This window comes from Nocardia aurea, from assembly GCF_003123685.1.
Classification (GTDB): domain Bacteria; phylum Actinomycetota; class Actinomycetes; order Mycobacteriales; family Mycobacteriaceae; genus Nocardia; species Nocardia aurea.
Genome location: NZ_QCYJ01000121.1, coordinates 1 through 7,249, shown reverse-complemented (window position 1 = coordinate 7,249; position 7,249 = coordinate 1). Strand labels below are relative to the sequence as shown.

The window sequence follows — 7,249 nt, the reverse complement described above, 5'->3', positions numbered from 1 at the left end:
CAGAACCCAACAAACCTCCCGTTAGGAGTATAGCGGCGGATGGCAAATCGTCAAGATGTACGCGCGGAAGCCCTTGACAGTGAGCAGCGCACCGTGTCGATGCTCTACGGCAGGCTCGACACGGCCCGGGCGCGGGCGGAGGCGGCGCTGCGGGCGGCGCACGGGGGCGGGGTCGTGGGCGGCACCCGGCAGGCGAGGGTCGAGCGCGATGTGACGGCGGCGGAGCAGGCGCGGCGGCTGGTTCAGTTGCACGCCGTGGAGCGCGGTCTGTGCTTCGGCCGAATCGACGACGCCGCCGGCCGCACCGTCTACGTCGGGCGGATCGGGCTGCGCGACGACGAGCACGAGTCGGTGCTGGTCGACTGGCGCGCCCCGGCGGCACGCCTCTTCTACGTGGCCACGGCCGGCGACCCGGGCGGGCTGCTGCGCCGCCGCCACCTGCATCTGAAGGAGCGCAGGGTGGTCGGGCTGGACGACGAGGTGTTCGACCTGGAGCGGATGAGCGACGGCGACCGCCGCGCGCTGGTGGGGGAGGCGGCGCTGCTGGCGGCGTTGCGGCGCGGCCGGTCGGGGCGGATGGGCGACGTGGTGGCCACCATCCAGACCGAGCAGGACCGGGTGATCCGGGCGTCCCTGCAGGGGGCGCTGGTCGTGCAGGGCGGGCCTGGCACCGGCAAGACGGTCGCGGCGCTGCACCGCGCCGCGTACCTCCTCTACACGCACCGCGACACGCTGGAGCGGCGGGGCGTGCTGGTGGTGGGGCCGAACGCGATGTTCCTGAGCTACATCGGCCACGTGCTGCCGGCGCTGGGGGAGACGCAGGTGGTGATGGCGACGCTCGGCGAGCTGTTTCCCGGCGTGCGGGCGGTGGCCGTGGACGAGCCGCGGGCGGCGGAGGTGAAGGGCGACGCGCGGATGGCCGGCGTGGTCGCCACGGCGGTGTGGGAGCGGCAGCGCGTGCCGGACGGCGATCTGCTGGTGGAGGCGGACGGGCTGACGTTACGGGTGCCGTACGAGGTGTGCGCGCGGGTGCGCGAACGTGCCCGCGCGGTTCGCCTGCCGCACAACATGGCGCGCAAGCTGTTCGTCACCGAGCTGCTGAACGAGCTGGCCCTGGCCGAGGCGCGCGCACTGGAGGAATCGCTGCGGCTGGCGGAGATGGAACTGGAGGAGCCGGAGCTCGCCGGGCCGCTCGACCTCGAGCGCGACCTGGACGAGGTCGATCTGGCGCTGGCGAGCAGGCGGCTGTGGTCTCTTGAGACGGTACGGCGGGCGGTCGACAGGCTGTGGCCGGAGCTCACGCCGCAGCGGCTGGTCTCCGAGCTGCTCTCCTCACCCGAGACGCTGCGGGCGGTGTCGCCGCCGTGGCTCGACTGGCCGGCGCTGGTGCGGCCGGTCGCTGCGGAGTGGACGGTGGGAGACGTCCCGCTGCTGGACGAGGCGGCCGAGCTGCTGGGGGAGGACGACTCGGCGCACCGAGCGCGCACCAGGGAGGCCGAGGCGGGCCGGGAGGAGCGGGAGCTCTACGCCCGCGAGGTGCTGGTGTCCACCGGCCTGCTGGACGAGGGCGTCTACCGGCGGGCCGACGTGCTGGCCGATCGCCACGCCGACGGCGGCGCCGAGACGAGCACGGCGGAACGGGCGGCGGCCGACCGGACGTGGGCCTACGGACATGTGATCGTGGACGAGGCGCAGGAGCTGTCGGCGATGGCGTGGCGGATGGTGATGCGCCGGGTCCCGGCGCGTTCGCTGACGGTGGTGGGCGACATCGCGCAGACTGGCTCGGCGGCCGGCGCCGGTTCGTGGGCGCAGGTGCTCGATCCGCACCTGGCGGGCCGCTGGCGGGAGGAGCGGCTGCTGGTCAACTACCGCACGCCGGCGGCGATCATGCGGGTGGCGGCCGACGTCCTGCGCTCGGTGGCCCCTGACCAGGAGCCGCCCGAGTCGGTACGCGAGGGCGACGCGGAGCCGCGTGCCGTGCGCGGCGGCGTGGACCGGCTGCCCGTGCTCGTGCTGGAGGAACTGGCGGCCGTGGGCGACGGCCGGGTGGGGGTGATCGCCTCCGACGCCCGGTACGAGGAGGTGTCGGAGCTGTTCCCGGGCGAGGACCTGGAGGCGCCGGTGGTGGCGTTGACGGTGGCGCGGGCCAAGGGGCTGGAGTTCGACGCGGTCGTGGTGGTGGATCCGGCGGGCATCCTGGCGGCGTCGCCGATGGGCGGGCGCGACCTGTACGTGGCCATCACCCGGGCGACGAGGCGGCTGACGGTCCTCCACCAGGGCGCCCTGCCGGGGGTGCTCTCGCGCCTGGCCAGCGAATCTACTTTGTAAAGGCGGGCCGCAGGATCTTCCAGCAGATGGCCGCCCGGGGCCAGCACCCGATGAATCTCGGCGAGCACCTTCGGCTACAGCTCTGGCGGCGTGTGGACGGTTGAGTACCAGGCGACGGCACCGCCAACCGCCCCATCCGCCAGGTCCAGAGCGGTCATTGATCCCTGTTCGAACCGCAGATCCGGATGGCTTCGGCGTGCGACGGCGACCATCTGCGGCGACAGGTCAATGCCGAAGGCGTTCACCCCGAGAGACTGTAGATGGGCGGTGATGCGGCCCGGGCCGCAGCCGAGGTCGGCGACCTGCCCGGCATCCGGCGCCTGCACGAGTTCGGCGAACGCCGCCAGCATGGCGCGATCAAGTGGCTTGGTGTCGAGTTCGTCCCGGAGGAGTTCGGCGTAGTCGGCGGCGACGGTGTCGTAGGCCAGTTGGGTGGCATGCAGGTAGGTGGATTCAGTCACGACCAAGGACGATAACTCCATTGGTCGCGGGTCAGGTCAGGGTCGGTACGTCGCCGCCGCCCGCGTGTTCGATCGTGACCCGGGGCAGGCGCCTGACCCGGCTCCTGGTGATAGGGAACGGATCTATCGAATGAACACGGCGGCGGTGCGTCCGGCGGCGCTCAGGTGTCGGCCGGTCAGCGGAAGTCGGTGATGCGGAACACCGCCATCATGTCCGCCGCCCGGGAGCCGGTCGAGAAGGAGGCTTCCGCGCCGACCCAGCCACGGAAGGCGCCCTTGTCGTCGATGATCTGCATGAGCGGCTTGACGTGAGAGTTGCCGGTGTAGCAGAACTCACCGCGCTCCATCGCCAGGCAGGTGCACCAGTGCCACAGCGTGTCGCGGCGGTCGGAGTTGGAGATCTTCGTGAGGTAGTACTGGATGGAGCTGATGTTGGGGCGCGTTCCGCCGCCGTACTTGGGGCAGCCGCCGGACTTCTGGCACGCGCCGCGCGAGGACGGCTGCAGGTAGGTCAGGCACGAGGTGGCGGTGGCGCAGGCGCGGAAGGCGGAGTTGCCGAACGGCTGGTCGCCGGAGGCGACGAGCTTGCCGCCCGCCCAGCTCGTCAGGTCCTGCCTGAGCGAGCCAGGGAACGCCTTCACCGAGCTCATCGCGCGCCGGGTGCCGAGCGCGGCGTTGCTGCCATAGCCGTACCCGTGAGTGGCCAGCGTGCTGTGCTTGAGGTCCAGACGGGCCAGCCTCCCGTCGGGGGAGGGCCGCACGTACCACTGTTCCGTCCACGTCTGAGCGATCTTCCACCGGATGGTCAGCACGTTCCCTGACATGGTGTACGTCCCGGTGCGGCTCTCGTCGGGAGCGCCGGTGAAGCCCCCGGCGGTGAGCACTTCGCAGGTGCGGGGGCGCGATCTGGAACCGCCCGCCTTGGTGGTGCAGCCGAGGTCGGGGACGGTGCCGGTGCGCTGCCTGGCCTCGGGGTGACGCTGCCACCACAGGTAGAGGGCGGCGGTCACCGTGCCGTTCGTGGCGAAGCGGTAGCTGCCCAGGCGTACCCAGTTCTGGCTGGAGGCGGCCTTGAGATGACCCTGCGAGACGACATAGGTGGCCTTGCCACCGGGCAGCGGCAGGGTGGAAACCGTGGCGGCCGGCTGGGCAGGCACGATGATGATGGCGAGAAGGAAGGAGAGGACTGCCGCTGCAGCGCGCACTGTGAGAGGCTCCCGAAAGCTTAGGGGCTTGGCCGATTGTCCACGGGCCACCGTATTGGGTCTTGACCAGATACGTGAACCTCTTCCTCCAGACGGAGGCTGAGCCCGTCGAGGAAGGTGTCCAAGCCGAACTCGAACTCGCCCGGCTCCGAACGGTCGGGGATGGCGGCGCGCGCCAGAGTCGCCGGATCCGAGCCGGGATGTTGCTGGGCGAGCAGAAGGGCTTGCGCGAAGTAGGACGCTCGTTGCCGGGCGCCGATGCCGTGCTCCATGAGCACCCACCCCACGACGTAGCTGATCACCGAGCGCTGGGCGCGTCCGGCGAGTCTCGGAGGCATGCCGGCGGCGGCCAGTAGCTGCAGTGCGTTTGCTGTGGCTTTCACGCTGCCCGGGGTCGGAGGGCCGCTGGCGATCAGCATCGCCGCTCCGGGGTGCGCGAGGAGCAGCTCGCGCAGGTTGAGTGCCAGCTCGCGGGCGATCGCCCGCCAGTCCTGTGACGCGGCGGGATACCGCAGGTCGTCGAGGACGGTGTCGACCATGGCGGACAGCAAGTCCTGCTTGTCGCGGAAATGCCGGTAGATCGCCGTCGGGTCGGACTGGATCTCCACCGCCAGCGACCGCATCGTGAGGGCCTCCTGGCCGTCGCGGTCCGCGATCGTCATGGCCGCGTGCAGGATCTCGTCCCGAGTGAGGCGTCGCCGGGGTTTCTTGGTCGCTGGCATGCCCCCATCGTAGCTGCACTAACACCGTTGACAACACTGTTGGTGCAGCCGTACGGTCCCCCCATGCCAAAGCAAGGCCTTCCAGGAGAACAGTCCGTGGCGGGGCTGGCCGCGGAGGTGAGGTCGGGGGCCATCTCGGCCGGCACGGTGGCCGAGGAGACCCTGGCGTCCATCTCCGCCTCCTCGGCCTCGATCAACGCCTTCGCCCACCACACACCCGAGCTCGCTCTCGTGATCGCGCGGAGCGTCGATGACGCCGTGGCCTCCGGCCGTGATCCGGGCCCGCTCGCCGGAGTCCCCTTCGCGGTCAAGGATCTCCAGGCTCTGGCCGGAGCGCCGACCCGATTCGGATCACTGGCCCGCGCTGATGCCAAGCCCGAAAGGCGCAGCTCACGATGGGTGTCACGCCTGCTGGCCGCGGGTGCCGTGCCGGTCGGCAAGACGACCACGGCCGAGTTCGGGCTGGACAGCGTCACCGATACTCCAGCGTGCGGTGTGACGCGCAATCCATGGGACGTGAGCCGTTCCCCAGGCGGCAGCAGCGGCGGGTCCGCGGCCGCGGTGGCCGCCGGACTCGTACCGTTCGCAACCGCGACCGACTGCGCCGGCTCCTTGCGGACCCCGGCATCCCTGTGTGGTCTGGTGGGGCTTCTGCCCACGCAGAGCCTTCTGCCGGGGGAGGACGGAGACACCCTGAACGCGGCGTTCCCGCTCGTGCGCGGGGTCGCCGATGCCGCGCTCCTGTTCGACGTGCTGGCCGGCGACACCGCCGGCCCGGTGTCTCCGCGACTCGACGAGCCACTGGAAACCGGTACGAGGATCGCCTGGTCGCCGGACCTGGGCTTCGCCCGGTGCGCCGCCCACGTCGCCGACGTCGTCCACGGGGCGTACCGCGAACTGGTCGAAGAGGCGGCACTCGTCGAGGCGAACCTCAAGGTCGAACTGCCGAACCCCTACCTGGCCTTCCTCGTCATCCACCTGTCGTTCCTTCGGCATCGGCTCGCCCGAGTGGGAGTGTGGCCGCGAGCGTCGCAGGCTCTGGCGCCGCTGACGCGCATGGCGTTGGAAGCCGCGGGCGACTTCACTCCGGCGGACCTGGCCGGCGCACAGCAGGTGCGCATCGCCATCGCGAACGCGTTGCGCTCGGTCTTCGAACGGGTGGAGGTCCTGGCCACACCCATGGCGGTGGACGAGGCGTGGCCGGCCGCGGGCCCCACCCCGGCGAACGTCGACGGCGTCGACATCAGCTCCGTGGGATCCGAACCGTACGCGCTGCCGGCCAACCTCGCGGGACTACCGGCGATCAGTGTCCCCGCAGGACTCGGTCCCAGCGGGACACCCGTCGGCATCCAGCTCATCGCGCGTCCAGGGTGTGAGGCGCTGTTGCTGAGGCTGGCCCGCCGGCTGGAGCGAAGCCGCCCCTGGGCACACCTGTACCCCTTCGCCGCCGGAGGCACCCCGTGAGATCCGCGCCACTGGCCCTGTTCGGAATCGGATCGATCGGCACCGGTGCCTTCAGCTCCGTGTCCGGACTGCTGCTGCTCTTCTACTGCACCGACACGCTCCGCATCCCGCCTGCCGGCGCCGCCTTGGTGGTGCTGATCGGCAAGACCTGGGAGGTTCTCGCCGCACCGATCGCCGGGGCGCTTTCGGATCGCGGCGCCGACCGCGGCGGGCACCGCGCGCCGTGGCTGATCGCCGGCGCGATCGGACTGGCGGTCGGCTTCGGGCTGCTGTTCTCGACACCCGAGGGCAGCACGTGGACGAGCGCGGCGTGGGCGACCGCGGCGTCCGTCGTGGCCAGCACCGGTTACGCCTGCTTCCAGTCCTCCTACGTGGCGCTGCCAGGCGAGCTGACCGACGATCCCAAGACCCTCACCCAACTCCTCAGCTGGCGCACGGTGTGCCTCATCGGCGGGGTGCTCCTGTCAGGGGCTGGGGCTTCCGCGCTGGTGGAGGCGGCAGGCGGCGGCCGGCCCGGGTACCTCGTCATGGGCGTCACGATCGCGGTGCTCATCGGCTCGACCATGCTCGTCACCGCCGTGACCGTCGGCCGAAGGCCACCGACACAGCGCCGAGGATCGCAGCGTCCACGCTCTGTCTCAACGCTGAGCGCCGTGCTGGGCGACCGTGAGTTCCTGCTGCTGACAGGGTCCTACACCCTGCAGACGCTCAGCATCGCCATCATTCTCGCCGGGCTTCCCTATGTCGCCGCCTACCGTCTGACGTCCCCGGCGATGACGTCTGTGCTCTTCGCCGCGGCCCTCGTCCCCGCGCTCTTCCTCACCCCCGTCTGGAGGCGCACCGCCGACAGGTTCGGTCCGGTCACCAGCCTGGTGGCAGCGCTGGCCGCGTACACGACAGCGGCTCTCGCCCTCGGTGTCGGTGCGCAGATACGGTCAGCCTTCCTCGTGGTGTGCTGCTCGGTCGTCTTCGGCTGCTGTTTCGCCGCGCAGCAGCTCATCCCCTTCGAACTGCTCACGCGGCTCATGACGAACCCGTCTCGGACCGATGAACGGGCACGTGGCGCGCT

Annotated in this window: 6 protein-coding genes; 3 read left to right on the top strand and 3 right to left on the bottom strand. The window is 71.0% G+C overall.

Going from position 1 to position 7,249, the window contains the following annotated elements; translation table 11 throughout:
* Window positions 1–39 precede the first annotated feature (39 nt).
* Window positions 40–2,328, top strand: a complete 2,289-nt coding sequence (locus tag DAT37_RS28710) for a HelD family protein (protein ID WP_109528024.1) — start codon at window positions 40–42, stop codon at window positions 2,326–2,328.
* Window positions 2,329–2,402: 74 nt separating this feature from the next.
* Here DAT37_RS28710 and DAT37_RS28705 read toward each other — a convergent pair whose 3' ends face one another.
* The 3 genes from DAT37_RS28705 to DAT37_RS28695 all read right to left on the bottom strand — a co-directional run bounded on the left by DAT37_RS28705 (window position 2,403) and on the right by DAT37_RS28695 (window position 4,716).
* Window positions 2,403–2,789, bottom strand: coding sequence for a class I SAM-dependent methyltransferase (locus DAT37_RS28705; protein ID WP_198654485.1), 387 nt, complete (start codon window positions 2,787–2,789; stop codon window positions 2,403–2,405).
* A gap of 176 nt (window positions 2,790–2,965) precedes the next feature.
* A complete protein-coding gene (locus DAT37_RS28700; RefSeq protein ID WP_109528022.1) occupies window positions 2,966–3,994 on the bottom strand; it encodes a hypothetical protein in 1,029 nt (342 codons plus the stop codon).
* A 20-nt stretch (window positions 3,995–4,014) separates the two neighbouring features.
* Window positions 4,015–4,716: a TetR/AcrR family transcriptional regulator gene (locus DAT37_RS28695; protein WP_157978762.1), complete on the bottom strand. Its 702-nt coding sequence runs from the start codon at window positions 4,714–4,716 to the stop codon at window positions 4,015–4,017.
* A 63-nt stretch (window positions 4,717–4,779) separates the two neighbouring features.
* Here DAT37_RS28695 and DAT37_RS28690 point away from each other — a divergent pair, with 63 nt between their 5' ends.
* Both DAT37_RS28690 and DAT37_RS28685 read left to right on the top strand, forming a co-directional pair.
* Window positions 4,780–6,180, top strand: a complete 1,401-nt coding sequence (locus DAT37_RS28690) for an amidase (protein ID WP_157978761.1) — start codon at window positions 4,780–4,782, stop codon at window positions 6,178–6,180.
* Window positions 6,177–7,249 (top strand): MFS transporter (locus DAT37_RS28685; protein WP_109528020.1); only part of this gene is annotated, 1,073 nt, incomplete at its 3' end. The genes DAT37_RS28690 and DAT37_RS28685, both read left to right, overlap by 4 nt.

What these genes read in the sequence shown, in the direction of transcription:
- DAT37_RS28695 (WP_157978762.1), bottom strand. Translation starts at nt 4,716, where the DNA reads ATGCCAGCGACCAAGAAACCCCGGCGACGCCTCACTCGGGACGAGATC.
- DAT37_RS28710 (WP_109528024.1), top strand. Translation starts at nt 40, where the DNA reads ATGGCAAATCGTCAAGATGTACGCGCGGAAGCCCTTGACAGTGAGCAG.
- DAT37_RS28690 (WP_157978761.1), top strand. Translation starts at nt 4,780, where the DNA reads ATGCCAAAGCAAGGCCTTCCAGGAGAACAGTCCGTGGCGGGGCTGGCC.